Genomic DNA, 25,804 nt, shown 5'->3' with positions numbered 1-25,804 from the left:
GAGACGTGAGCACCCATGGCGGCAGATCCGACCCCAGAGGCCCCGCAGCGGCTGCTGGTCCTGGACGGGCACTCGATGGCGTTCCGCGCGTTCTACGCGCTGCCCGCCGAGAACTTCGCCACGGACACGGGCCAGCACACGAACGCCGTGTACGGCTTCACCGCCATGCTCCTGACCATGATCCGGCAGCAGCGGCCCACGCACGTGGCCGTGGCGTTCGACCTCTCCGGGCCCACGTTCCGCTCCGAGGAGTACGGTGAGTACAAGGCCGGCCGCTCCGAGACGCCCGCGGAGTTCGCGGGCCAGATCGAGCTGACCGTGAAGGTCATGGAGGCCCTGGGCATCCCCACGCTCACGCTGGAGGGCTACGAGGCCGACGACATCGTGGCCACTCTGTCCGCGCGCGCCGAGGAGGCGGGGTGGGAGGCCGTCGTCGTCTCCGGTGACCGGGACGCGTTCCAGCTCATCTCCGAGCGCACCACCGTGCTCTACCCCAAGAAGGGCGTCTCCGACATCCCGCCGATGGACGCGGACGCCGTCATGGCCAAGTACGGGGTCGCCCCCGCCCAGTACCCCGAACTCGCGGCCCTCGTCGGCGAGGCCGCGGACAACCTGCCCGGCGTGCCCGGCGTCGGTCCCGGGTTCGCCGCGAAATGGCTGAAGCAGTACGGGGACCTCGACGGCGTGCTCGCACACGCGCACGAGATCACGGGCAAGAAGGGGGAGGCGCTGCGCGAGCATCTCGAGGACGTGCGCCGCAACCGCCGCCTCAACGCCCTCGTGCGCGACCTCGACCTGCCGATCGGGCTCGAGGCGATGCGGCTCGAGATGCCCGAGCGCGAGCCCGTGGAGGAGCTGTTCGACGCGCTGCAGTTCAACCGCATCCGGGAGCGCGTGTTCGAGGTGTTCGGCGAGCGGGTGGGCGAGGACGCGCCGCCCCCCGAGGTCGAGGCCGCCCCGGAGTTCGCCGAGGCGACGACGGCCGAGGACGTGCGTGCGTTCCTGGCCGCAGAGGCCGGCAACCTGCTCGGCGTCCATGTGGACGTCGAGGGCCCGGCCCTGCTGCCCCGCCGCAAGGTGCCCGTGCCCGGCACGTTCGGCACGCCCGTCGGCGTCGCGCTGGTGGGCGAGCACGCGGGCCTGCACGTCACCCTCGACGGCGACGCCCCGGACCCGGCGCTGGTGGCCGCCGTGCGCGAGGCCCTGGGCGAGGGCGGGCTGGCCAAGGCCGTGCACGACCTCAAGCGCACGCTCAAGGCGCTGGCCGCGCCTACCGAGGGCGACGGGCTCGGCCCGGACGCGGCCCTGGACGGCGTGGTGGACGACGTGCTGCTCTCGGCCTACCTGATCCAGCCGGACCGGCGGGACACCTCGCTCGAGGCGCTGGCGGAGGCGCATCTGCACACCCCCCTCACCGCCCCGCGCGAGCCCGCGCAGCAGCGGGCGCAGGGGACGTTCGACCTCGACGGCGGGCAGGCCGCCGCCGAACGCGCGGACCGCGCCGCGGACGCCGTGCGGGCCGCCTGGGTGGTGCGCCGTCTCTCCACCCAGTTCACGCCCCAGGTGCTCGACCGCGGGGCCCAGCGGCTGCTGCAGGAGCTCGAGATCCCGCTCTCGCGGCTGCTCGCCCGGATGGAGCTGACCGGCATCGCCGTCGACGTCGACGCCCTGACCGGCCTGCGCGAGGACTTCACCGCCGCCGCCGACGCCGCCAAGGAGTCCGCGTGGGCGTCCGTCGCGGAGGAGACCGGCGGGATGCAGGTCAACCTCGGCTCGCCCAAGCAGCTGCAGGAGGTGCTGTTCGAGCGGCTCAACATGCCGCGCACGCGCAAGACGAAGACCGGCTACTCCACGGACGTGGACTCGCTGCAGGACCTGCTCGAGCAGACCCGGCACCCGTTCCTCGAGAACCTCATGGCCCACCGTGACGCCACGAAGCTCCGGCAGACCGTGGAGGGGCTGCTCGAGACCGTCGCCCCGGACAACCGCATCCACACCACCTACTCGCAGACCGCCGCCGCCACGGGCCGACTGTCCTCGCTGCACCCGAACCTCCAGAACATCCCGGTGCGCACCGAGGCGGGCCGCCGCATCCGTGAGGTGTTCGTGGCGGACGAGGTGGCCGGGGAGCAGGCCGTGCTGCTCTCGGCCGACTACTCCCAGATCGAGATGCGCATCATGGCGCACCTGTCCGAGGACGAGGGGCTGATCCAGGCCTTCCGCGAGGGCGAGGACCTGCACTCGTTCGTCGGCTCGCAGGTGTTCGGGGTGGACCCGGACGACGTCACCGCCGAGCAGCGCGCCAAGGTGAAGGCGATGAGCTACGGCCTGGCCTACGGGCTGTCCTCCTTCGGGCTGTCCAAGCAGCTGAAGATCTCGGTGGACGAGGCGCGCGGCCTCATGAAGGGCTACTTCGACCGCTTCGGCGGCGTGCGCGACTACCTGCGCGACGTCGTCGCACAGGCCCGGCAGGACGGGTACACCTCGACGATCGAGGGGCGCCGTCGCTACCTGCCGGACCTCAGCTCGGACAACCGTCAGCTGCGGGACATGGCCGAGCGCGCCGCGCTGAACGCCCCCATCCAGGGCTCGGCCGCGGACATCATCAAGCGCGCGATGCTCGACGTGCAGGCCGGCCTCGAGGAGCACGGGCTGGCCTCGCGCCTGCTGCTGCAGGTCCACGACGAGCTCATCCTCGAGGTCCCGGCCGCCGAGCTCGAGAAGGCCACGGCGCTCCTGAAGGAGCGGATGGGCCGGGCCGCCGAGCTCTCCGTGCCGCTCGACGTGCACGTGGGCCGGGGAAGGAGCTGGCATGACGCCGCGCACTGACGCGCCGGAGGGTCCGTCGCTGCGGCGGCTGGCCGACGCCGCCGAGGCCCGGCTCGGCGAGCACGGCCTCGCGCTGCGCGACCTCGGGGTCCTCGGGCCCGAGGACCCCGCCGCATCGCACTTCGTGGCCGCGGTCGAACGGGGCTTCTACGAGACGGTGCCCACGGGCGCCGCGCTCCGCCAGCAGCTCGAGGCCCACGCGGCCGACGGACAGCGCCGGCTCGGCGTCTACGCGCCGGGGGACGACCCGGCGGCCCGCCGCCCCGCCGCCACCTTCGAGGACTTCGTGCAGCCGCTGACCACGTGGCCCGGCCGCACCGTCGACGCGTGGCTGATCACCGACGTGACCGTCTCGCCGGACGCCCGCCGGCGCGGCGTGCTGCGGGCCATGATGCTCAGGTCCCTCGCGGACGCCCGCGACGCCGGCCTGTGCGCGGCCGCCCTGACCGCGACCGAGGCCGCCATCTACGGCCGCTTCGGCTTCGGGGCCGCCACCCGGTGGCACGCCGTGCGGATCGACGTCTCGGGCGCCCCCGCGTTCACGGGCGCCCCGGCCGGCGGGCGGGTCACGGTCGAGGAGCCGCGCGAGATCCCCGGCCTCGTGGACGAGCTGTACGGGCGGGTGCTGCCGGCCACCCCGGGCTCGGTCCAGCGGACCTCGTTCAGCGTGCATCGCTGGGAGGACCGCGAGGCGAGTCGGAACGAGGGGCGCGGCTCGGGGCTGTACGCGGCGGTCCACCGCGACGACGACGGGCGGGTCCAGGGCGTCGCGCTGTATCGGTTCGAGGGCTGGGAGAAGGAGCCGCCCACGATCACCGTCACCGCGTTCCTCGCGGCGACCGCCGACGCGCGGCGCGGGCTCGTCCACCACCTGGCCCGACTGGACCTGGTCGAGCGGATCGAGTGGGGCCGCGCGCCCGAGCCCGGTTGGCTCGAGGCGCTCTTCGTCGACGAGCGGCGGGTGAGTCGGCACCGCGGCTCCGACGACCTGTACCTGCGGGTCCTGAACCTGCCCGCCGCCATGGCGGCCCGTGGCTGGGCGGGCGACGGGGAGGTTGTCGTCGCCGTCGAGGACGCGCTCGGCGCGATCGACGGGACGTGGCGGCTCACCGTCCGCCAGGGGCGCGGCGCCGCCGAGCGGTTGGGCCCCGCGGCCGACGCCGTGGGCCTGGGCGCGGGACTCCGGCTCGACGCGGCCCGGTTCTCCGCGCTCTGGCTCGGCGGGCACTCCCGCGGGGCCGGCGCCGCGGTGCTGGCGGAGGCCGGTGTCGTGGCGGAGCTGCGGGCCGGCGCGGCGGAGGCGTTCGACGGGCTTGTGCGACCCAGCCGACCCCTGCACACCCTCGTCGGCTTCTGATACGCTGGACGAGCACATTCGTGCGCGTTTGATACATGTCCATCACGACCCACGCCGGGTGGGGCCCCTCTGGTGCCCGGATGCCGCCCACCGGCGGCATCGATCCCGACGTGACCCCCGATCCCAACGGAGTCCCTCCTACATGACCACCACTTCCAACGCCCCGCAGGTCGCCATCAACGACATCGGCTCTGCCGAGGACCTGCTCGCCGCCATCGACGCGACCATCAAGTACTTCAACGATGGCGACCTCGTCGAGGGCACCGTCGTCAAGGTGGACCGCGACGAGGTCCTGCTCGACATCGGCTACAAGACCGAGGGCGTCATCCCGTCCCGCGAGCTGTCCATCAAGCACGACGTGGACCCGGACGAGGTCGTGGCCGTGGGCGACACCGTCGAGGCCCTGGTCCTCACCAAGGAGGACAAGGAGGGTCGCCTGATCCTCTCGAAGAAGCGCGCCCAGTACGAGCGCGCCTGGGGCGACATCGAGAAGATCAAGGAGGAGGACGGCGTCGTCGAGGGCACCGTCATCGAGGTGGTCAAGGGCGGCCTCATCCTCGACATCGGCCTGCGCGGCTTCCTCCCGGCCTCCCTCGTGGAGATGCGCCGCGTGCGCGACCTGGCCCCCTACATCGGCCAGAAGCTCGAGGCGAAGATCATCGAGCTGGACAAGAACCGCAACAACGTGGTCCTGTCCCGCCGCGCCTGGCTCGAGCAGACCCAGTCCGAGGTCCGCTCCAACTTCCTCCACAAGCTGGAGAAGGGCCAGGTCCGCAACGGCACCGTGTCCTCCATCGTCAACTTCGGCGCCTTCGTGGACCTGGGCGGCGTGGACGGCCTCGTGCACGTCTCCGAGCTGTCCTGGAAGCACATCGACCACCCGTCCGAGGTCGTCGAGGTGGGCCAGGAGGTCACCGTCGAGGTCCTCGAGGTGGACATGGACCGCGAGCGTGTCTCCCTGTCGCTGAAGGCGACCCAGGAGGACCCGTGGCAGCTCTTCGCCCGCACCCACGCCCTCGGCCAGGTCGTGCCGGGCAAGGTCACCAAGCTCGTGCCGTTCGGTGCGTTCGTCCGCGTGGAGGACGGCATCGAGGGCCTCGTGCACATCTCGGAGCTGGCCTCGCGCCACATCGACACCGCCGAGCAGGTCGTGTCGGTCAACGACGAGCTGTTCGTCAAGGTCATCGACATCGACCTCGAGCGTCGCCGCATCTCCCTGTCCCTCAAGCAGGCCAACGAGGGCGTGGACCCCGAGGGCACCGAGTTCGACCCGGCGCTCTACGGCATGGCCGCGGAGTACGACGAGGAGGGCAACTACAAGTACCCCGAGGGCTTCGACGTCGAGACCAACGAGTGGATGGAGGGCTTCGAGACCGAGCGCGCCGCCTGGGAGCAGCAGTACGCCGACGCTCAGGCCCGCTGGGAGGCCCACAAGGAGCAGGTGCGCCGCTCCCTCCAGGAGGAGGCCACCGCCGGCGCCGACGCCGGTGCGGGCCTGGGCGGCTCGTCCTACTCCTCCGAGGCCCCGTCCTCGGACGGAGGCACCCTGGCCTCCGACGAGGCCCTCGCCGCCCTGCGCGAGAAGCTCACCGGCAACTGATCGCCGCGGTGCGTGACCGTCCCTGACGGCCCGCGCCGAGCACCCGACGCCCCGTCCCTCCCTCCGGAGGGGCGGGGCGTCGTCGCGTCCCGGGGGGCTGGCCGTGGGGGAGCGGACGGGACCCGACGGCCGCGCTCAGCGGCGCTCGGAGACCGTCACGGTGAACGTGCGGTCGCGCGCCGTCTGCCGGGTCGGCCCGACGAGGTCCTCCAGCACCGGCCGGTACCGCAGGTGCGAGTTCCAGACGCACCACAGCCGGCCGCCCGGCTCCAGCACCCGCGCCGCGGCCGCCACCAGCCGGTGGGCCACGGAGGGGTCCACGGCGTTGCCGTCGTGGAACGGGGGATTCAGGAGCACGCACTCCTCCGTCCCGTCCGGCCACGTGGTCAGGGCGTCGTCGCGCACGGCCCGGACGCGGTCCGCCACGCGGTTCGCGCGGGCCGTGGCGAGCGTCGAGGCGACCGCCACGGCGGACTGGTCGGTGGCCAGCACGGTGACGTGCGGCCACAGCCGCGCCGCCCCGACCGAGAGCAGCCCGTTGCCGCACCCCAGGTCCACGAGGCGCCCCGGCGGGCGCGGGTTGTCGGCGAGCGAGGTGAGCAGCAGACGGGAGCCCGGGTCGGCGGCGGCTCCGCCGAAGGTGCCGGCGTGGGCCACCAGGTGCAGGCGCCCCACGCCGGGGACGTCGCGGTCGGCCTCCTCCGGCGGCCGGGGGGTCACGCCGGGACGCGGGCCCCGGGCCGTGAGCACGCGCGCCTTGCGGCGTCCCCGTCCGGCGACGACGTCCTCGAACGCCGCGCCGAGCACCGCGTTCATGCGCGGACTCATGTGCTTGTCGCGGCCGCCGGCCAGCAGGACCACGCCGGGGTCGGCCACGGCTGCGACGATCCGGGACAGCCGGTCGAGCTCGTCGAGCGAGCGGGGCAGCGGCAGCAGGACCGTCCGGGCGCCCCGGGCCGCCTCCTCAGGCGTGGCCGTTCGCTCGAGCTCGCCCGTCTCCCCGCCGAGGCGACCGGCGGCGCGCCACGCGGCGAGGTTCGCGTCCAGCGAGCGCTCGGCGGAGGCGTCGTCCTGGTGGATCCGCACGTCGTGGCCGGCCGTGAGCAGGGGCAGGGTCAGCGCGCCGTGCCGGTCCTCCAGGACGGCCACCGGGCCGGGGACGTGCCCGCTCGCGATCCACCCGGCCAGGGTGTCGAGCAGGAGCAGGTCCGCCGCGTCGTGGGCCTGGCGGTCGGGCTCGGTCGGCAGCGGCCACCGATCCAGCGCCGCGAAGTCCACGCCCGCGGTGAGGTCGTCCGGCAGCCCGCCACGGGCGACATCGGGGGTGACCCCCCGGGGCAGCGGTTCACTCATGGTCCACCCAGTCCTCTCCGATCCGCTCCGCATGCCCCGCGCCGGCCGTGACGTCCGCGAGCCGCGCCGCGAACGCCGCGCGGGCCTCCTCGGTGTCCGGCACGCCGACCGTCAGGCGGACCCCCGCGGCGCCGTAGCTCGCCTCCAGCACGGACACGCCCGCCGCGCGCAGCTCGTTCTCCCACCGGCCGGCGTCGGTGTGGGGCGCCTCCACCGCGAGCAGGGCCAGCCGGGAGCGGGTGCGCAGCGGGGCGGCGTCGAGTGCCCCGGACACCGAGTCCGAGTAGGCGCGCACCAGGCCCCCGGCGCCCAGCTTGATCCCCCCGAACCAGCGCACGACGACGGCGCACACGTCCGTCAGGTCGGTCCGGCCCGGCGCGGTCTCGCGCTGGAGGACGGCCTCGAGCATGGGGACGCCGGCCGTGCCGGCGGGCTCGCCGTCGTCGCTGGAGCGCATCCGGTCCCGGGCGGGGCCGAGGACGAACGCGCTGCACACGTGCCGCGCGTCGTGGTGCCGGCGCCGCAGGACGGCGACCATCTCGCGCGCCTGCGCCTCGTCCTCGACGCGCCCGAGGTAGGTGAGGAAGCGGCTGCGGCGGATCTCCACCTCCCGTTCCAGCCAGCCGTCGGGGTCGCGGGCGGACGCCGGCAGGACCGTGCAGCGCGCGGTCGGGGCGGGGGCGGGATCGGGCATGACCCCACCCTAGGGGCTGGCCGAGGACGGGCACGCCGTCGAGCCCCGACGTGAGCTTCGGTACAGTGGAAGACCGTGCCACCCGGCACCGGCCCACCGGTGAGCGAGCACGCGTGCCGCCGCGGGCCTCCCATGACCCTGTCCCGGGAGACTCATGACTTCCCCGCTCACTCGCCTGCACGACACGTTGGGGCTCCGCACGAGTCCGGCGATCTTCTTCGGCTCGGCCGCCGCGGTCGTGCTCTTCACCGCCGCGATGGGCCTGTTCCCTGGCCCGGTCCAGGCGGCCTTCGGCGTGGTCTCGAGCTGGCTGCGCTACGACGTCGGCTGGATCTACACCCTCAGCCTGACCCTGCTGGTGGCGTTCCTGTTCATCCTCGCCGTGACCCGGTACGGCCGGGTCAAGCTCGGCGACGACGACGCGGTGCCGGAGTACTCCGGCCTGACCTGGTTCGGCATGATGTTCGCCGCCGGCGTCGGCGCGGTGCTGATGTTCTGGGGCATCGCGGAGCCGATGAACCACTACGCCAACCCGCCCATGGCGGGGACGGAGCCGTTCTCCGACCGCGCGGCCTCGGAGGCCATGGCGATCGCGAACTTCCACTTCGGCATCCACATGTGGGCGATCCTGCTCGTCCCGGGCCTGTGCTTCGGCTACTTCACGTACAAGCGCAAGCTGCCCCCGCGCGTGTCCTCCGCCTTCCAGCCCCTCCTCGGCGATCGCATCCACGGCCCCATCGGCAAGACGATCGACATCATCGCCGTGGTCTCCACCGTGTTCGGCCTCGGCGTGTCCGTGGGCCTGGGCGCCCTGCAGATCAACGCGGGCATGAACTACGTGCTGGGCACCCCCGTGGCCGGCTGGGTCCAGGCGCTCATCCTGGCCGTCGTCACCGCCGTGGGCACGGCCTCCGTGCTGGTCGGCATGGACAAGGGCGTCAAGCGGCTGTCCTACGCCAACATCCTGCTGGCGATCGCCCTGCTCGTGTACGTCCTGATGTGGGCCGTCTCCAGCATGGACGTCATCCGCGGCACCGTGCAGGCGATCGGCGAGTACGCCTCCATGCTGCCCGTGCTCTCCACCTACAACGACACGTACAACTCGGGCCAGTGGTCCGGTGACTGGACCGTTTTCTACTGGGCCTGGACCGTGACGTGGGCGCCCTTCGTGGGGATGTTCTTCGCCCGCATCTCACGCGGCCGCACCATCCGCTCCTTCATCATGGCCGGCCTCGGCCTGCCCACGGCGTTCGTCATCATCTGGATGGGCATCTACGGCTACTCCGCGTTCCAGTCGGACCGCGCCACCGCGCCGGCGCCGGGCCAGGGCGGTGACCTCACGCAGACGATCGTCACCGACGGCAACGTCCAGGCCGCCCTGTTCCAGCACCTGCAGGGCACGCCGCTCTACACGGTGGCCGCGGTCGTGGCGCTCGTGGTCATCACGCTGTTCTTCATCACCTCGATCGACTCGGGCGCGCTCGTGATGGACGCGATGGCCAATGGCCACGAGGATGCCGCGCCCCGCCGCCAGTCCGTGTTCTGGGCCGTGTCCATCGGCGCGGTCTGCGCGGCCATCATCCTCACCGCGGGCGAGAACGGCCTGGCGGCGCTGCAGGAGGTCATCATCGTGATCGGCCTGCCCATCCTGCTCATCACCGTCACGCAGGCCGCACTGCTGCTGCAGGCCCTGCGCGAGGACGCGGGTGCCGCGCGGCCCATGCGGACCCGCCAGTGGAAGCAGGTGCTGCCGGTCGAGGAGTACCGCCGCCGCGCCACCGAGGACGGCGTGGACGTCTCGGACTTCGTGATCCGCCCCGAGTTCGAGGTCGGCACCGAGCCGGAGAACGACACGCACACCCCGAAGACGTGGCACCAGCAGCGCATCGACGCGGCCAAGGCCCTCGTCACCGTCGGCCTGACCGGCGGCATCGCCTCGGGCCGCACCGAGGTCGGCGCGGAGCTCGAGCGGCTGGGGGCCGTCGTCGTGGAGTTCGATGACCTGATGGGGGAGATCCTCGTGCCCGGCAGCCCCGTGCTCGAGGAGCTCCGCTCGGTCTTCGGCGAGGACATCGTCCGCGCGGACGGCACCCTGGACGCGCGCACCCTCAACCGGCTCACCACCGAGAGCTCGACCGCCCGGACGCGCATGTACGAGATCGTCTCCCCGGCGGTGCGCGACGAGGCGAACCGCCGGGCCCGCGAGATCGGCGAGGACTCCGTGCTGGTGGTCGACCTGGCCCTGCTGGCCGAGACCGGCTCCGGACAGGACTTCGACCAGGTGCTGGCCGTCTCCGCTCCCGCCGAGGTGCGCGTCGCCCGGCTCATGGAGTCCCACGACATGACCCGCGAGCGGGCCTGGGCCTTCATCGACGAGGAGGCGGCGGACGAGGAGCGGGCCGAGATCGCGGACACCGTGATCGAGAACGACGGCTCGCTCGAGGACCTGCAGGAGGCCGTCCGGGCATACTGGGAGGCCAAGATCCAGCCTCAGCTCGAGGCCGCCCGAGGAGAGCGCGTATGACCGAGACCGACCCGGTGGCCGAACGGCCGCGCGTCCATGTGGGCCTGACCGGCGGGATCGCCGCCGGCAAGTCCGCGGTGGCCCGTGTCCTGCAGGAGCGTGGCGCGCTCCTGGTGGACTCGGACGCCCTCGCCCGGCTGGTCCTCGAGAAGGGCACCGACGGGCTGGCCGCCGTCCAGGACGAGTTCGGGGACCGCGTCATCACCGCGGACGGTGAGCTCGACCGCGTCGAGATGGCCCGCATCGTCTTCGGGGACGAGGGCGCCCGACAGCGCCTGAACCGCATCGTGCACCCCCGGATCCGGGCTGCGGCCCGGCGCATCGTCGCCGAGGCCGGGCCGGACGCCGTCGTGGTCCAGGACGTGCCGCTGCTGGTGGAGACCGGGCAGGCGGACGCGTTCGACCTCGTGATCGTGGTGGAGGCCCCGCTCGAGGAGCGCCTGCGCCGGATGGTGGAGGACCGCGGCATGAGCCGCGCGGACGCCGAGGCGCGGATCGCGGCCCAGGCCACGGACGAGCAGCGGCGCGCCGTCGCGGACGTGGTCATCGTCAACGACGCCGACCTCGAGCGGCTCGCGTCCGTGGCGAACCAGGTGTGGGACCGGTTCCTCGCCCCCGGCGCGGCTGAGCCCTCGGCGGACTGACCGCCGGGGTGTCCGGGGCGCGACGTAGGGTTCTGCCATGAGCCTGGCCCAGAAGATCAACCGCGTCGTCGCCCCGTTCGAGGTCATCTCCCCGTACCAGCCCTCCGGTGACCAGCCGAAGGCCATCGCCGAGCTCGCCGAGCGCGTGGAGGCGGGGGAGAAGGACGTCGTCCTGATGGGCGCCACCGGCACGGGCAAGTCGGCGACGACGGCGTGGCTCGTCGAGCGCCTCCAGCGGCCCACGCTGGTGATGGTGCAGAACAAGACGCTCGCCGCGCAGCTGGCCAACGAGTTCCGCGAGCTGCTGCCCCACAACGCGGTCGAGTACTTCGTCTCCTACTACGACTATTACCAGCCCGAGGCGTACGTCCCCCAGACGGACACCTTCATCGAGAAGGACTCCTCCATCAACGAGGAGGTCGAGCGGCTGCGCCACTCGGCCACGAACGCGCTGCTGACCCGGCGGGACGTGATCGTGGTGGCCACGGTCTCCTGCATCTACGGCCTCGGCACGCCCGAGGAGTACATCGACCAGATGGTCACCCTGCGCCGCGGTGCGGAGATGGACCGGGACGCGCTCCTGCGGCGGTTCGTGCAGATGCAGTACGTGCGCAACGACGTCGACTTCCACCGCGGCACCTTCCGGGTGCGGGGGGACACCGTGGAGATCATCCCCATGTACGAGGAGCTCGCGGTGCGCATCGAGTTCTTCGGGGACGAGATCGAGTCCATCCAGACCCTGCACCCGCTCACCGGCCAGGTGGTGCGCGAGGAGGAGGAGATGTACATCTTCCCGGCTTCGCACTACGTGGCCGGCGACGAGCGCATGGGCCGGGCGATCACCAGCATCGAGGACGAGCTGCGGGAGCGGCTGCAGGAGCTGGAGTCCCAGGACAGGCTGCTCGAGGCGCAGCGGCTGCGCATGCGCACCACGTACGACCTCGAGATGATGCAGCAGATGGGCTACTGCAACGGCATCGAGAACTACTCGCGCCACATCGACGGCCGTCCCGCCGGCTCCGCCCCGCACTGCCTGCTGGACTACTTCCCGGACGACTTCCTGCTCGTGGTGGACGAGTCCCATGTGACCATCCCGCAGATCGGCGCGATGTACGAGGGGGACATGTCCCGCAAGCGCACCCTCGTGGAACACGGCTTCCGCCTGCCCTCGGCCATGGACAACCGCCCGCTGAAGTGGGACGAGTTCCTCGAGCGGATCGGGCAGACCGTGTACCTCTCCGCGACGCCGGGCGCCTACGAGCTCGGCCAGGCGGACGGCTACGTCGAGCAGATCATCCGGCCCACCGGCCTCGTGGACCCGCAGGTGGTGGTCAAGCCGACCGAGGGCCAGATCGACGACCTGCTCGAGCAGATCCGCGTGCGCACGGCCAAGGACGAGCGCGTCCTGGTGACCACGCTGACCAAGCGCATGGCCGAGGACCTCACGGACTATCTGCTCGAGGCGGGGGTGAAGGTCGAGTACCTCCACTCGGATGTGGACACGCTGCGCCGCGTGGAGCTGCTGCGGGAGCTGCGCAAGGGCACCTTCGACGTGCTGGTGGGCATCAACCTGCTGCGCGAGGGCCTGGACCTGCCCGAGGTCTCGCTCGTGGCGATCCTGGACGCGGACAAGGAGGGCTTCCTGCGCTCCACCACCTCCCTCATCCAGACCATCGGCCGCGCCGCCCGCAACGTGTCCGGCGAGGTCCACATGTACGCGGACAACGTCACCGACTCCATGCGCCGGGCGATCGAGGAGACCGAGCGGCGCCGGGCCGTGCAGATCGCCTACAACGAGGAGCACGGGATCGACCCCCAGCCGCTGCGCAAGCGCATCGCGGACATCACGGATCAGCTGGCCCGGGAGGACGCGGACACCGCCGACTTCCTCAAGGGCATGGGCGGCGTGAAGTCCGGGTTCGACTTCGGCATGGGCCACCGCGGCCTCAGCTCGCTGGACCGGGACGCGACCACAGGGGAGGGCACCGAGGCCCCGGCGGTGGACCCGGCGTCGCTGCCCGCGAAGGACCTGGCCGATCTGATCGAGCAGATGTCGAAGCAGATGCACCAGGCGGCGGCGGACCTGCAGTTCGAGCTCGCCGCCCGCCTGCGCGACGAGGTGGGCGAGCTGAAGAAGGAGCTGCGGCAGATGAAGCGGGAGCAGTGACCACCCGGCATGATGCCGACCCAGGGTGTTATGAAAACACTGATGAATGTCGTCATATCAGTGATAGTGTGACGCCATGAGCGCAGCACCCCCGGTCGCGGCCGTGATCGCGGACATCGTCGGCTCCCGCGCCCTCCCGGACCGGGAGCGCGCGCAGGAGCAGATCCTGGCCGCCTTCGCGGCCGCGGAACAGGACGTCCCGCCGCTGCGCCCCGCCTGGGCCAGCGTCGGCGACGAGTTCCAGGCGCTGCACCGCACCTGGCCGGACGCGCTCCGGCTGACCGTCCGCGTCACGCTCGCCCTGCCCCCGGGCCTCGACCTGCGCTTCGGGATCGGCCTGGGGCAGCGGCGGGCCCTGGACGCCGGCGGAGACGGCATCGAGGACGGCACGGCCTGGTATCGGGCCCGCGAGGCCGTCGAGCACGCGCACGAGCGGGCCGCCGGCGCCGCGACCGCCTTCCGTGCCGCGGACCCGTCCCTCACCGCCGCCGTGGACGGGCTCGCCCTGCTGCGCGACCACGTCCTCGGCCGGCTCAAGGCCCGCGAACGCCGGATCGCCGCAGCCCTGCTGGGCGGGGCGACCCAGGCGGAGGCCGCACGGGCGGAGCGGATCACGCAGTCCGCGGTGTCGCAGACCGTCGCGCGGTCCGGGATCGGCCGGCTGCTCGAGCTGGACGCCGAGCTCGCCGCCGCGGCGACGGAGGTCGCGCCGTGACCGCCCTCGCACTGCTCGCCCTGGGGCTGCACGACCTGCTCGACGCCGTCCTGCCCGGCGCCTGGCCCGCCCCCCGGCGGCGGTGGCTCGCCCGGGCCGGCGCGGCCGTGGCCGCCGTCCTCGCCGCGGTGCTGGTGGCCGTGCTGGCGCCGACCGGCGTGGCCGTCGCGGTGGGCGGCGGCCTGGTGTCCCTCGGCCTACTGATGGGCTGGACGTGGCTGCACCCGGACCGGCCGCTCGGGGTGGTCGCGGTGGTGGCCACGGTCGGCCTGGTGGCCGTGCTCGAGTCGACCCTGGCGCCCGCGGGCCTGCGCTCCGCGCCACCGGCCCTCACGCTGCCGGCGGTGGCGGTGGCGCTGACCGAGACCGGCAACCGGGTCACCCGCGCGGTCCTCGCCCTGGCGGGCCGGTCCGCCGACGGGGGCGACGAGGAGGCGGAGGACCCCGCGGCGGAGCCCACGACCGTGCCGTCCGCCGCGCCCACGGACCCCGCGGCCGACGGCCTGCGCGGCGGTCGCTACATCGGGCCCATGGAGCGACTGCTCATGGTCGTCCTGGGGCTCGCGCAGGCCTATCCGGTGATCGCGGCCCTGATGGCGGCCAAGGGCATCGTGCGCTTCCCGGAGATCTCGGCGGACCGCGGAGCCGGCTCGCGCGCGGAGGAGTTCCTCATCGGCTCCCTCGCCAGCTGGGGCCTGGCCGCCGCCGGCGCCGTCGTCGTCTGGCTCGCCCTCGGCTTGACCGCCCCCGGCGCAGCCTGAGACCGGGCCCACCCGCATCCGCGCGCGGGACCGCACCCGTCTAGACTGGCGCGGCCCCCACGAGCCCTCCATGAAGGAGGCCGGCCTGTGGATCGGGTTCTACGTGGCGCTGGCGCTGGTCTTCGCGGGGCTGCTCTTCGCGGGGCTGCTCTTCGCCCTGGGCGATGCGCAGCACGGCACCGAGTTCCTCGCCGGCTGGGTCACCGAGTACAGCCTCAGCGTGGACAACCTGTTCGTGTTCCTCATCATCATGGCCAAGTTCCAGGTGCCCCGCCGCTACCAGCAGGAGGTGCTGATGGTGGGCATCATCATCGCGCTGATCGCCCGCGCGGTGTTCATCGCGGTCGGCGCCGTCGCCATCGAGCACCTGACGTGGGAGTTCTACATCTTCGGCGCCTTCCTGCTCTGGACCGCCTGGCAGCAGCTCACGGACGACGGCGGGGACGAGGAGTCCGAGCCGGGCGTCGTGGCCCGCCTGACCCGCCGCCTCAACGTGGCGCCGGACTACGACGGCAACCGACTGCGCACCACCGTGGACGGCCGGCGCATGTTCACCCCCATGGTGGTCGTGTTCATCACGATCGGCCTGACGGACGTGATGTTCGCGGTGGACTCCATCCCGGCGATCTTCGGCCTCACCCAGAACTGGTTCATCGTCCTGACCGCCAATATCTTCGCCCTCATGGGCCTGCGCCAGCGGGCCCGACGACGCCCCGCTCCGCCCGCCGCGGGTCGGGGCGTCGTCGTGCGACCGGGTAGACTGACCGGCGACGTAGGGGAGTATCCCGAACACTGTGGACGTCAGCACGCCGCGGCCGCCGAGAGCGCGCCGTCGGCCGGACACAGGGGCCCGGGCCGCGGTCGCGGCGGGCGGAGAGACTTGCGGCACCGTCCCGACCCCTGACGCCGAGAGGTGACCCGTGGAAATCAACGGCCTGACCTGGGGCCTGACGATCGCGCTGATCGTCGGCCTCCTCGCATTCGACTACTTCGCCCATGTCCGCAAGGCGCACACGCCGACGATCCGGGAGGCCGCGATCTGGTCCGGCGTCTACGTCGGCCTCGCGCTCATCTTCGGCCTCGTGTTCTTCGCCTTCGGCGACACCCAGCACGCGGTCGAGTACTACACCGGCTACCTGCTGGAGAAGGCGCTCAGCGTCGACAACCTGTTCGTCTTCCTGGTCATCATGGCCAGCTTCCGCGTGCCCCGCGACTACCAGCAGAAGGTGCTGCTGTTCGGCATCACGTTCGCGCTGATCTCGCGCACCTTGTTCATCCTGCTGGGCGCCGCCGTCATCGCCGCGTGGTCGGACGTGTTCTACCTCTTCGGCCTGTTCCTGCTGATCATCGCCGGCGGCCAGCTCAAGGGCGAGATGTCCGGCGACGCCGAGGGCGCCCAGGACGAGGCGGACAACGTGATGGTCCGCCTCGTCAAGCGGTTCCTGCCCGCCTCCGAGCAGTTCGACGGCGACCGCCTCTTCACGACGGTGGACGGCAAGCGCCTCATGACGCCGATGCTCCTCGTGATGATCGCGATCGGCGCCACGGACATCCTCTTCGCCTTCGACTCCATCCCCGCGATCTTCGGCGTGACCCAGGAGGCGTACATCGTCTTCACCGCCACGGCGTTCTCGCTCATGGGCCTGCGCCAGCTGTACTTCCTGATCGACGGCCTGCTCGACCGCCTCGTCTACCTGGCCTACGGGCTCTCCGCGCTGCTGGCGTTCATCGGCGTGAAGCTGATCCTGCACGCCCTGCACGAGAACAACCTGCCGTTCATCAACGGCGGCGAGAACGTGCCCGTCGTCGAGATCCCCACGACGCTGTCCCTCGTGGTCGTCGTCGTGATCCTGGCGATCACCGTGGCGATCTCCCTGGCCTCGCCGAAGGGCCAGGCCCTGCGGGCGCTGCAGAACGCCGAGAAGTACTCGTATCGGTACTCGAAGCTGGCCGAGGACGCCGACCCGGCCGAGCGCGAGCGCGCCGCCGCCCTGATGGACCGCTGGACGGCCCGGGCCGAGGCCCTGGACCAGCGCTGGCGCGACCAGTTGCTCGAGCACAAGGACGCGTGGTCGGCCATCATCCGCACGGCCCACGAGACCCGGCTCGCCGATCCCCGTGACGACGACGCGCGCGGGGTCTCCGAGCAGATCGTGCGACAGGACGGGCCCACCGTCTGAGCCGATCACGGCACCGGGGGAGTGCTCCGCCGGCGCCCGGGCCCCCGGGCCGGTCAGCCGGCCGGGTCGGGGGCCGTCGTCGTCTCCGGGTCCGCCGCGGTCATCGCCAGGAGCCGGTCGAGGATCGCCGGCCCGTCGTCGGCGATGCCGTCGTGGTGGAAGGCGTCGGTCTCCCACACCTGCAGGCCGCGGACGCGCCGCGCCGTCTCGAGCGAGAGGTCCCGGTCCACGTACACGTCGTCGGCGTAGACCGCGGCGGCCACGGGGACGGTGTTCTGCGCCAGGGCAGCCACGTCGTAGAGCGGGCCCCACTGCGTGCGCTCGGCGAGCAGCCGCGCCGTGCCGGCCAGGGGCCGCAGCCGGGGGTCGACCTCGACGGACCAGGGCATGACGTGCTCGCCCGTGGGCAGCGGGACCGCGGTCGCCTCCGGGTCGAAGTCCGGGTGCTCGGCGAGCATCCGGGACGCCGACCAGCCGGTGTCCGCCCGGCCGCCGGCCAGGTCCGCCGGCTGCGCGTAGATCGCCTCGTGCAGCACGGTGTAGAGCGGGTTGACGAGGCGGTCGTCCTGGTCGGCGACGGCGGCCAGGAACGTCTCGGACAGGCGCGGTGCGGGTCCGGTGCGGTCCACGGCCTCGGCGAGGACCCAGTGCAGGCGGTCCACGCGGGTGTTGCCGCCCAGCAGCATGCCCAGGGCCTGGGCCCGTCCCACGGTGAGCGGTCCGCCGCCGGGCAGGGGGATCGGGGCGCCCGCGGCCTCGGCGGCACGGATCAGCCCCACGGCCTCCGCCCACGCGTCGCGGTCGGCCGGGTGCCGGTCGAAGAACTCCTCGGCGCGGGCGCGCATCCGGGCGTAGGTGGCCCGGTAGACCCGGTCGGCGTGGCCGGTGAGCGGGGCAAGGCCACCGGTCACCAGGCTGCGCTGCAGGCCCTCCGGGTGGAAGGAGAGGTAGCTCAGCGTGCAGAACCCGCCGAAGCTCTGGCCCAGCGTGGTCCACGGCCCGGCGCCGAGGGCGAGGCGCAGCATCTCGGCGTCCCGCACGATCGAGGGCGCCCGCAGGTGCACCAGGTGCTCGGCGCGCGCCTCGTCCGTGGCGAAGGCGCCCGGGGCGGTCAGGGTCGCCACGGTGGCCGGGGTCGAGCGCCCCGTGCCGCGCTGGTCCAGCAGCAGCACGCGGTGGCTCTCGGCCAGCGCGCCGAGCCAGCCGCCCAGGCGCGCCGGGCGGGGCCCGGCACTGCCGGGGCCACCCTGAAGGTACAGGGCCCAGGGGCGCTCGCCCTCGGGGTCGTCCTTCGCCCGGATCTCGCGGGCGAAGACGGTCAGCGTGCCGCGCCCGTGCGGCCCGACGCCGGTGCCCGCCGCGTCCTGCGCCTCGGCCTCGGCGAGGCCCAGCGCGTGGTCGATCGGCACCGTGAACCAGTGGTCCACCGTGACGGTGCCGTCGTAGAGCTCGGTGCGCTCGCCCACGCGGTGGCGGGCCGGCTCGAGGGGAGAGAAGCCGCGCGGGTCACCCGCCACGGGCCGTCCTGCCGCCCGGGCGTCCCCGGCGCTCACAGGCCCCACCCGGACTCGGGCGCGCCCACGGAGACCACCCGGATCACGGGGTGGCCGGCCTCGTCGGAGGCGTCCAGGTCGACCACGGCGTTGATCCCGTGGTCCAGGTCCCCGTCCGGGTCCTTCAGGACCTGCCGCACCGCCCACCAGCGCGGGCCGGCCAGCTCCAGCGGGGCGGCGACGTCGGGGGCCGCGGCCACGCGGAACAGCTCGGGGCCACGCGCGGCGGGGCCGTCGTCGATGTCGTCGTGGTCGTCGAAGTAGGCGTCGAGCGCGTCGGCCCAGTCGTCGGCGGACAGGTCACCGGACAGGCGCGCGAGCGCCTCGTCCCGCTCGTCGCCGAACAGGCGCACCCGCTGGAACATCGCGTTGCGGACCATCACCCGGAACACGGGCTCGTTGTCCGTCAGGCGAGGCGGGGCCGGCGGCTCGAGCGCCTCCATGTCCCGGCGCAGCTCGTCGATGTCCCCGGCCACCAGGTCCTCCCACTCCTCCAGGAGGGACGAGTCGGTCTGCTTCACCATCTCGTCCAGCCAGTCCAGCAGCACCTGGAGATCCTCGGTGCGGGCCGCCTCGGGCACCGTGTGGCGCAGCGCCTTGACCGCGTCCGTGAGGTAGCGCAGCAGCACGCCCTCGGACCGGGCGATCCCGTAGAACCGCACGTAGTCGCCGAAGCCCATGGCCCGCTCGAACATGTCGCGCACCACGGACTTGGGGGTCAGCTCGAACTCCGCGAGCCACGGGGCGTCCTGCCGGTAGAGCTCGAACTGCTGCTCGAGGAGCTCGGCCAGCGGCCGCGGGTGGGTGATCTCGTCGAGGGCCCGCATGCGGTCGTTGTAGTCCATGCCCTCGGCCTTCATGGCGGCCACGGCCTCGCTCTTGGCGTGCTTGACCTGGGCCGAGAGCACCTGGCGCGGCGGGTCGAGGGTCGCCTCGATCACGGAGACGACGTCGAGCGCGTGGTCGGGATCGGCCGGGTCCAGCAGGTCGAGCGCGGCGAGGGCGAAGGGGGAGAGCGGCTGGTTGAGCGCGAAGTCCGGCTGCAGGTCCACCGTGAGGTCCACGGTGCGGCCCTCGGCGTCCGGCTCGGGCAGACGCTCGACGACGCCCGTGGCCAGCAGCTCCCGGAAGATCCCGAGCGCGCGGCGCATGAGCACCGCCTGGCGGGCCGGGGTCTCGTGGGTGCCGCGCAGCAGGCGCCGGACCGCGATGACCGGGTCGCCGGGCCGGTCGAGGATGTTCAGCAGCATCGAGTGCGTGATCCGCATGCGGGAGACCAGCGGCTCCGGCTCGGCGGAGACGAGGCGCTCGAACGTCGCCGGCCCCCACGAGACGAAGCCGGCCGGCGGGGTCTTGCGCTTGCCGGACTTCACGGACTGCTTCATGCGCTTGGCCCGCTCGGCCTCGTCCTTGACGTTCGCGAACTTCGCCGCGGCCTTGCGCTCGGCCGCCTTGTTCTCGATCACGTGCTCGGGGGCCTGGACCACCACGGTGCCGGAGGTGTCGAAGCCGGCCCGGCCCGCCCGGCCGGCGATCTGGTGGAACTCGCGGGCCTGGAGCAGGCGGGTCTTCTCCCCGTCGAACTTGGACAGCGCGGTGAGCAGCACGGTGCGGATCGGCACGTTGATCCCGACGCCGAGCGTGTCCGTGCCGCAGATGACCTTGAGCAGCCCGTCCTGGGCCAGCTTCTCCACGAGGCGGCGGTACTTGGGCAGCATGCCCGCGTGGTGCACGCCGATGCCCGCCCGGACGAGGCGGTTCAGGGTGTGCCCGAAGCCCGCGGAGAAGCGGAAGCCGGCGATCCGCGCGGCGATCGCCTCCTTCTCCTCCCTGGACGTCACCGAGATCGAGGACAGACCCTGGGCCGTCTCCACGGCGTCCAGCTGCGAGAAGTGCACGATGTACACCGGTGCCTGGTGGGTGCTCACGAGCTCCTCGACCTTCTCCTGCAGCGGCACCTCGGACCACTCGAACGTCAGCGGGATGGGGCGCTCCGCGTGGGCGACGACGGCGACTTCGCGTCCGGTGCGCTCGGTCAGGTCCGCCTCGAGGCGGGCGGTGTCGCCGAGGGTGGCCGACATCAGCAGGAACCGGGCCTGCGGCAGCTCGAGGAGGGGGACCTGCCAGGCCCAGCCGCGGGAGGGGTCCGCGTAGTAGTGGAACTCGTCCATCACCACGGTGCCGATCTCCATGCCCGAGCCCTCGCGCAGCGCGCGGTTGGCGAGGATCTCGGCGGTGCAGCAGATGATGGGCGCGTCACCGTTGACGGTGGAGTCGCCCGTGACCATGCCGACGTTCTCCGCGCCGAACACGTCCACCAGCGCGAAGAACTTCTCCGAGACGAGCGCCTTGATCGGCGCCGTGTAATAGGAGACGGCATCGTGGGCGAGCGCGTCGGCGTGCGCGGCCAGCGCCACCAGGGACTTGCCGGAGCCGGTGGGCGTCGCCAGGATCACGTGCCAGGCCCTGGACCAGCTCGAGGGCGGCCTCCTCCTGGGCGGGGTAGAGCGAGATCCCGCGGTCCTCGGTCCAGGCCGCGAAGGCCCCGAAGACGTCGTCGGCGTCCGGGGTGGGCGGGAGGGCGTCGATGCGGTCGGTCAGCGAGGGCGGGTTCGTGGCGGCAGAAGTCATCGCCCCCAGGGTATCGGCCGCTCCGCGCGATACGGTGCCGCCATGAGTCAGATCGCGCCCGAGAGCCCGCACCCGGACACCGACGCCGTCGTGGGGGACGTGACCGGCCGACAGGGCGGGGGGTTCACCTGGGATCCCGCGCAGTACGAGGGCTTCGCCGAACACCGCGCCCGCCCCTTCCACAACCTGGTGGGGCGCGTGCGCGCCGAGGCCCCGCGCGTCGTGGTGGACCTGGGCTGCGGCCCGGGGACCCTGACCCGGACGCTGGCCGAGCGCTGGCCGGACGCCGAGGTGATCGGTCTGGACAACTCGCCCGCCATGCTGGAGCGGGCCCGGGAGCAGGCGGCCCGCACGGGTGCCCCCGCCAACCTGCGCTTCGAGGCGGTCGACGCCTCGCAGTGGCGCCCGTCGGGGGCGACGGACGTCGTGGTGTCCAACGCGATGCTCCAGTGGATCCCGACGCACCGTCGCCTGATCCGGCGCTGGCTCGGGGACCTCACGCCGAGGGCGTGGTTCGCGGCGCAGATCCCGCGGCCCTACGAGCAGCCCTCCCACGCGGCGATCGTGGCGCTGGCGGAGGACCCGGCCTTCTCCGAGCCGCTGCACGGGGTGGCGACGACCCGCACCGTGGCGCCGCCCGAGGAGTACACGCGGCTGTTCCTCGAGGCGGGGTGGTCCCCGGTCGTCTGGGAGACGGAGTACCAGCAGGTGCTGACGGGCGAGGACCCGGTGTTCCGGTGGACCTCCGGCGCGGCCTTGCGACCGAGCCTGCAGGCCCTGGCCCGCTGGGACGCCGAGGAGGGCGCCGCCGAGGGCGCCGGGCTGCTCGAGGCGTTCGTGGACCGGTACCGCGCCGCCATGCGCGAGGCGTACCCGCCGGTGCCCGGCATCACGGCCGACGACGGCGGCCCGGTCACGATCTTCCCGGCCCGGCGCCTGTTCATGGCGGGGCAGAAGCCGGCCTGACGCCGGGCCCGGGACCGCCCGGGCGCACCGTCACCAGCCGCGCTCGGCCCACTCCGGCAGGTGGGGGCGCTCGGCGCCCAGGGTCGTGGAGGCGCCGTGGCCGGGGTGGACCACCACGTCGTCGTCGAACGCGTCGAAGACCCGTTCCGTGACGTCCGTGAACAGCTGGCGGAACCGGCCGTCGTCGCCCTCGGTGTTGCCCACCCCGCCCGGGAAGAGGGAGTCGCCGGTGAAGAGCACGGCCGGCTCGTCCGCCTCGGGGCGGCACACCAGCGCGATGGACCCGGGCGTGTGGCCGCGCAGGGCCACCACCTCGAGCCGGAGCCCGTCCGCCCCCACGGTGTCCCCGTGGCGCAGGCGCACGTCGGGGGCGACCCCCGTGGCCTCGGCGATCGCGTCGGCGTCGTCCTCGCCGGCCGCCGTGCGGGCCCCGGTCAGGGAGGCCAGCGCCGGCAGCGCCCGCACGTGGTCCCAGTGCCGGTGCGTGGTGACGATCATCTCGAGGCGCGGCTCGCACGGGGTGTCGTCCGCGGCCGAGGCGATGAGGTCGCGGATGGCCTCGGCCTCGGCGGCGGCGTCGATCAGCACCTGCGCCCCCATGGTCTTGGAGGTGAGCAGGTACACGTTGTTGTCCATTTCCGACACGGAGCAGGTGCGCACCGTGACGGCGGGCAGATCGTGCAGGAGGCGGTTCCGGGCGGTCTCGGGCATGCGCAACAGTGTACGGACGGGGCGGCGACGCGCCAGGGCGGGCCGGGCCGGCGGTCGGTTCGCCCACAGGCGAGACCCCGGTGTCGTGTCCGTGCCCGCCCCTATGCTGGCCGCGTGCCCAAGAACTCCTCCACCACCGTCTCCTCCGCCGTCGAGACCCACCCCGGCGGCCTCGCCTCCGGCCCCGGCGGCGCGCGCTCGGGCGAGCGGGACCGCATCGTCGTCCAGGGCGCCCGCGAGCACAACCTGAAGGACGTGGACGTCAGCTTCCCGCGGGACGCCATGGTCGTGTTCACGGGTCTGTCCGGCTCGGGCAAGTCCTCCCTGGCCTTCGACACGATCTTCGCCGAGGGCCAGCGACGCTACGTCGAGTCGCTCTCCTCCTACGCCCGCATGTTCCTGGGCCGGGTGGACAAGCCGGACGTGGACTTCATCGAGGGCCTGTCCCCGGCCGTGTCCATCGACCAGAAGTCCACCAACCGCAACCCGCGCTCCACGGTGGGGACCATCACCGAGATCTACGACTACATGCGCCTGCTCTGGGCGCGCGTCGGGGTGCCGCACTGCCCGCAGTGCGGAGAGCCGGTGAGCCTGGCAGACCCCGCAGCAGATCGTGGACCAGCTCGAGGAGCTGCCCGAGCGCACCCGCTTCCAGGTGCTCGCGCCCGTCGTCCGCGGCCGCAAGGGCGAGTTCGTGGACCTGTTCAAGGACCTGTCCACGCAGGGCTTCGCCCGCGCCGTCGTGGACGGGGAGACCGTCCAGCTCTCGGACCCACCCGTGCTGAAGAAGCAGGTCAAGCACACCATCGCCGTCGTCGTGGACCGCCTTGCCATGAAGGAGGGCATCCGCCAGCGCCTCACCGACTCGGTGGAGACCGCCCTGAAGCTGGCGGACGGCCTCGTCGTGGCCGAGTTCGTGGACGTGGAGCCGGTCGCCGAGAAGGGCAAGAAGAACACCGCGGAGTTCGGCGGGCGGGACGCCGAGGGCAACCCCCGGTACCGCTCGTTCTCCGAGAAGCTCTCCTGCCCCAACGGGCACGAGCAGACCGTGGACGAGATCGAGCCGCGCTCGTTCTCCTTCAACAACCCGTTCGGCGCGTGCCCCGAGTGCACCGGCATCGGCTCCCGCCTGCAGGTGGACCCGGACCTCGTCGTCGCCAACGACGAGCTGTCCCTGCGCGAGGGCGCCGTCGTGCCGTGGTCGCTCGGCAAGTCCACCTCGGACTACTGGCTGCGCGTGCTCGGCGGGCTGGGCAAGGAGATGGGCTTCTCCCTGGACACCCCGTGGAAGGACCTGACGGAGGCGGAGCGCGACGCCGTCCTGAACGGCAAGGACTTCAAGGTGGAGGTGACGTTCCGCAACCGGTTCGGCCGCGAGCGCCGCTACACCACGGGCTTCGAGGGCGTCATCCCCTATGTGATGCGCAAGCACGGGGAGACCGAGTCGGACGGCGCCCGCGAGCGCTACGAGTCGTTCATGCGGGAGATCCCGTGCCCGGCGTGCCACGGGGCCCGCCTCAACCCCACGGTCCTGAACGTGCTCGTGGGCGGCCTGTCCATCGCGGACGCCACCCGCCTGCCCATGCGGGAGGCCATGGAGTTCTTCTCGGGGCTGCGGCTGACGGACCGGGAGCGGCAGATCGCGGACCAGGTGCTCAAGGAGATCCTGGCCCGGCTGGCGTTCCTGCTGGACGTCGGCCTGGAGTACCTCAACCTGGAGCGGCCGGCCGGCACCCTCTCCGGAGGCGAGGCCCAGCGCATCCGCCTGGCCACGCAGATCGGCTCCGGGCTGGTCGGCGTCCTCTACGTGCTCGACGAGCCGTCCATCGGCCTGCACCAGCGGGACAACCGCCGCCTCATCGAGACCCTCCTGCGCCTGCGGGACCTCGGCAACACCCTCATCGTCGTCGAGCACGACGAGGACACGATCGCCGAGGCGGACTGGATCGTGGACATCGGTCCTCGCGCGGGCGAGCACGGCGGCGAGGTCGTGCACTCGGGCTCCCTGGCGGATCTCAAGGCGAACACGCGGTCCGTCACCGGCGACTACCTCTCCGGGCGCCGCTCCATCGCGGTGCCGGAGCGGCGTCGCGTCCCGGAGAAGGGGCGCGTGCTGACGGTCCGCGGCGCCCAGGAGAACAACCTGAAGGACGTCTCGGTGGAGGTCCCGCTCGGGGTCCTCACGGCCGTGACGGGCGTGTCCGGCTCGGGCAAGTCCACGCTGATCAACGAGATCCTCTACAAGGTCCTGGCCAACCGGCTCAACGGCGCCAAGCTCGTGCCCGGCCGGCACCGGTCCGTGGAGGGGCTCGAGCACCTGGACAAGGTGGTCCACGTGGACCAGAGCCCCATCGGGCGCACGCCGCGCTCCAACCCCGCCACCTACACGGGCGTGTTCGACGCGATCCGCAAGCTCTTCGCGGAGACCCCCGAGGCGAAGGTCCGGGGCTACCAGCAGGGCCGGTTCTCCTTCAACATCAAGGGCGGGCGCTGCGAGGCGTGCGCGGGGGACGGCACGCTGAAGATCGAGATGAACTTCCTGCCGGACGTCTACGTGCCGTGCGAGGTGTGCCACGGGGCCCGGTACAACCGGGAGACGCTCGAGGTCACCTACAAGGGCAAGAACATCGCCGAGGTCCTCGACATGCCGATCGAGGAGGCCGCGGACTTCTTCAGCGCGTACACCCGCATCTCGCGGTACCTGGACACGCTCGTCGACGTCGGTCTGGGCTACGTCCGCCTGGGCCAGCCCGCCACCACGCTCTCGGGCGGCGAGGCCCAGCGCGTGAAGCTGGCGGCCGAGCTCCAGAAGCGCTCCAACGGCCGCACCATCTACGTGCTGGACGAGCCGACCACGGGGCTGCACTTCGACGACATCCGCAAGCTCCTGCACGTGCTCCAGTCCCTCGTGGACAAGGGCAACACGGTGCTCACCATCGAGCACAACCTCGACGTGATCAAGAGCGCCGACCACGTGATCGACCTCGGCCCCGAGGGCGGCTCCGGGGGCGGCACGATCGTGGCCGCGGGCACGCCGGAGGAGGTCGCACACGTCGCGGAGAGCCACACGGGCCGGTTCCTCGCGGAACTGCTCGCGTAGCATGGACCCCGCCCACGCA

The 25,804-nt window shown here is 72.7% G+C and carries 15 protein-coding genes and 2 pseudogenes; 12 read left to right on the top strand and 5 right to left on the bottom strand.

Annotated elements, in window-relative coordinates; all coding sequences use genetic code 11:
- Window positions 1-15: 15 nt before the first annotated feature.
- The 3 genes from polA to rpsA all read left to right on the top strand — a co-directional run bounded on the left by polA (window position 16) and on the right by rpsA (window position 5,786).
- On the top strand, window positions 16-2,829 hold the full coding sequence (gene polA / locus SOY78_RS07030; RefSeq protein WP_324701348.1) for a DNA polymerase I: 2,814 nt from the start codon (window positions 16-18) through the stop codon (window positions 2,827-2,829).
- Window positions 2,813-4,186: a GNAT family N-acetyltransferase gene (locus SOY78_RS07025; protein ID WP_324701347.1), complete on the top strand. Its 1,374-nt coding sequence runs from the start codon at window positions 2,813-2,815 to the stop codon at window positions 4,184-4,186. The genes polA and SOY78_RS07025 overlap by 17 nt, the downstream gene beginning before the upstream one ends.
- Before the next feature lie 142 nt (window positions 4,187-4,328).
- Entirely contained in the window at window positions 4,329-5,786 is a 1,458-nt protein-coding gene (gene rpsA, locus SOY78_RS07020; RefSeq protein WP_036315338.1) for a 30S ribosomal protein S1, read from the top strand.
- 135 nt (window positions 5,787-5,921) lie between these two features.
- On the opposite strand, the gene SOY78_RS07015 is transcribed toward rpsA, so the two are convergent.
- Window positions 5,922-7,139, bottom strand: coding sequence for a class I SAM-dependent methyltransferase (locus SOY78_RS07015; protein ID WP_324701346.1), 1,218 nt, complete (start codon window positions 7,137-7,139; stop codon window positions 5,922-5,924).
- Window positions 7,132-7,833, bottom strand: coding sequence for an IMPACT family protein (locus tag SOY78_RS07010; protein ID WP_036315334.1), 702 nt, complete (start codon window positions 7,831-7,833; stop codon window positions 7,132-7,134). The genes SOY78_RS07015 and SOY78_RS07010 overlap by 8 nt, the downstream gene beginning before the upstream one ends.
- A 154-nt stretch (window positions 7,834-7,987) precedes the next feature.
- On the opposite strand from SOY78_RS07010, the gene coaE (SOY78_RS07005) reads away from it, so the two are divergent.
- The 7 genes and pseudogenes from coaE (SOY78_RS07005) to SOY78_RS06975 all read left to right on the top strand — a co-directional run bounded on the left by coaE (SOY78_RS07005) (window position 7,988) and on the right by SOY78_RS06975 (window position 16,824).
- Window positions 7,988-10,357, top strand: coding sequence for a dephospho-CoA kinase (gene coaE / locus SOY78_RS07005; RefSeq protein ID WP_069941454.1), 2,370 nt, complete (start codon window positions 7,988-7,990; stop codon window positions 10,355-10,357).
- Complete coding sequence (gene coaE, locus SOY78_RS07000; RefSeq protein WP_036315330.1) at window positions 10,354-11,001, top strand: dephospho-CoA kinase; 648 nt, start codon at window positions 10,354-10,356, stop codon at window positions 10,999-11,001. Before coaE (SOY78_RS07005) ends, coaE (SOY78_RS07000) begins: the two co-directional genes overlap by 4 nt.
- Window positions 11,002-11,038: 37 nt before the next feature.
- Entirely contained in the window at window positions 11,039-13,168 is a 2,130-nt protein-coding gene (gene uvrB / locus SOY78_RS06995; RefSeq protein ID WP_182488684.1) for an excinuclease ABC subunit UvrB, read from the top strand.
- 76 nt (window positions 13,169-13,244) lie between these two features.
- Window positions 13,245-13,883 carry a SatD family protein gene (locus SOY78_RS06990; RefSeq protein WP_044658956.1) on the top strand — a complete coding sequence of 213 codons (639 nt, stop codon included), beginning with the start codon at window positions 13,245-13,247 and terminating at the stop codon, window positions 13,881-13,883.
- Entirely contained in the window at window positions 13,880-14,644 is a 765-nt protein-coding gene (locus SOY78_RS06985; protein WP_061867947.1) for a hypothetical protein, read from the top strand. Before SOY78_RS06990 ends, SOY78_RS06985 begins: the two co-directional genes overlap by 4 nt.
- 49 nt (window positions 14,645-14,693) lie before the next feature.
- Window positions 14,694-15,548, top strand: a pseudogene (locus SOY78_RS06980) (TerC/Alx family metal homeostasis membrane protein); the annotation flags it as partial.
- A 16-nt stretch (window positions 15,549-15,564) separates the two neighbouring features.
- Window positions 15,565-16,824 (top strand): TerC family protein, encoded by a 1,260-nt coding sequence (locus tag SOY78_RS06975; RefSeq protein ID WP_041102710.1) that lies wholly within the window; start codon window positions 15,565-15,567, stop codon window positions 16,822-16,824.
- A gap of 53 nt (window positions 16,825-16,877) precedes the next feature.
- Here SOY78_RS06975 and SOY78_RS06970 read toward each other — a convergent pair whose 3' ends face one another.
- Both SOY78_RS06970 and SOY78_RS06965 read right to left on the bottom strand, forming a co-directional pair.
- Entirely contained in the window at window positions 16,878-18,341 is a 1,464-nt protein-coding gene (locus tag SOY78_RS06970; protein ID WP_267713904.1) for an alpha/beta fold hydrolase, read from the bottom strand.
- 32 nt (window positions 18,342-18,373) lie between these two features.
- A pseudogene (locus SOY78_RS06965) lies at window positions 18,374-21,008 on the bottom strand (DEAD/DEAH box helicase).
- Window positions 21,009-21,050: 42 nt separating this feature from the next.
- Here SOY78_RS06965 and SOY78_RS06960 point away from each other — a divergent pair.
- Window positions 21,051-21,974: a methyltransferase domain-containing protein gene (locus SOY78_RS06960; RefSeq protein WP_324701345.1), complete on the top strand. Its 924-nt coding sequence runs from the start codon at window positions 21,051-21,053 to the stop codon at window positions 21,972-21,974.
- Window positions 21,975-22,004: 30 nt separating this feature from the next.
- Here SOY78_RS06960 and SOY78_RS06955 read toward each other — a convergent pair whose 3' ends face one another.
- On the bottom strand, window positions 22,005-22,685 hold the full coding sequence (locus tag SOY78_RS06955; protein ID WP_324701344.1) for an MBL fold metallo-hydrolase: 681 nt from the start codon (window positions 22,683-22,685) through the stop codon (window positions 22,005-22,007).
- A 613-nt stretch (window positions 22,686-23,298) separates the two neighbouring features.
- Here SOY78_RS06955 and uvrA point away from each other — a divergent pair.
- The gene (gene uvrA / locus SOY78_RS06950; protein WP_416383411.1) at window positions 23,299-25,785 is read left to right on the top strand and encodes an excinuclease ABC subunit UvrA; all 2,487 of its coding nucleotides are present in this window, start codon (window positions 23,299-23,301) and stop codon (window positions 25,783-25,785) included.
- Window positions 25,786-25,804 lie beyond the last annotated feature (19 nt).

It is taken from the genome of Micrococcus sp. HOU01 (genome assembly GCF_035609305.1).
GTDB lineage: Bacteria > Actinomycetota > Actinomycetes > Actinomycetales > Micrococcaceae > Micrococcus > Micrococcus luteus.
Note: the sequence above shows the minus strand (reverse complement) of the source record. Positions and strands in the feature narration are given on the sequence as shown.